This window comes from Devosia sp. A449, from assembly GCF_054489375.1.
In genome coordinates this window covers 1-1,217 of sequence record NZ_JBTMWU010000018.1, presented here as the reverse complement: position 1 = coordinate 1,217, position 1,217 = coordinate 1, and the positions used below count along the sequence as shown (strand labels likewise).

At 65.8% G+C, this 1,217-nt stretch carries 1 protein-coding gene; it reads left to right on the top strand.

The window, feature by feature from the left end; all coding sequences use genetic code 11:
• Positions 1–93: 93 nt before the first annotated feature.
• A partial coding sequence (locus ACX3OW_RS21610; protein WP_459097854.1) for a tyrosine/phenylalanine carboxypeptidase domain-containing protein occupies positions 94–1,217 on the top strand: 1,124 nt, incomplete at its 3' end.

The following is a 1,217-nucleotide window of genomic DNA, read 5'->3' as shown; positions in this document are numbered from 1 at the left end:
GACCGGCGAGCCGGATATCGCGACGCTGAGCGCGATGCGCGCCATGCTCACGGCCTCACTGCCGGTGTTGCTCGGTGCCCTCAGGGCGACCGCATGAGGGCGCCTGATGCCAAATTGCTGGAGGAACTGGCGGCCGCGCTGGCGAGCGGAGAACCGATCCGCCGCGATTTCGGACGTGGCGAGCGTCTGCATATCGACCGGCCGCTGCCGTTCCTGATGGTGCATGTCGGCCGGGTCCGTCAGCAGGCAGCGCGTGAGGTGGTGACCGCCAATTCGTCCTATCTGGTGGCGCGCAATCTGGGCACCGCCAGCGCGATCGTCAAGCTGGTGGCCGCGGCGATGATCGGGCGGTTTGGCGCCTTTATCGTCATTGACGTGGGTGAACTCGGGCGCGATGTGCTGGCCGAGGACGCCGCCTACCTTCCCGCACTGGACATGAGCGCATCGGCCAGCCATGACAGCGCCGCGCAAGCCGCGCTGCTCGCCTTCACCGCCGCGACCGAACAGGCCGATGCGAGGTTCCGCTCACCACAGATTGCGCGGCCCAAAATGGCGGATGACCCGGCGGCCAAGCTGGCACGGCTGCTGCCGAAGCAGGCCAGTTTGACGTTGCGGTTTGCGCCGATCTATCGCGTGCCGGATTCCCAGGACATCTACCCGGAACTACGCGAGCAGCTGGTCGCCAATATCGTTGACGCCGGCCTGCAGGCCGTGGCGGCCTTTGTCGGGGCGACCAAGAGTCTGGCCATTTCCACACACCGTGCCCTCGGTCGCCAGGCCTTCGTCGATGCCGTGGGCCGCGCGGATCGCGCCATCGATGAGGTTGCGCAATCCTTTGACTTCCTGCTCGCCGTCACCCCGATCAACGCCCAGGCTGCCTGGGCAGAATTTACCGACAGCAAATTCGAACGGGCGCCGCGATTTCTCTATCGACCGCTGACCATCGAGGTGGGTCGGCAGAAAAAGGCACTGTTCACCGTCGCGCTCGACCATTTCGAGGACCCGGTGCTGACCACGCTGTATCGCGAAAAGCAGCAGGAACTCGATCTGCAATTGTCGCTGCTCGCCGCGCGGGAACTGCCGCGCTTCGTGGAATTGGGCCGGGCGCTGTATGGGCCGGTGGAACCCAGCCTGCTGGCTGCCGCCGGGGAAATTCTCGATGGCACACGACCGGGGCGCAGCAAGGCCAAGGACGACGGCAACGCCGTCGATTTCGC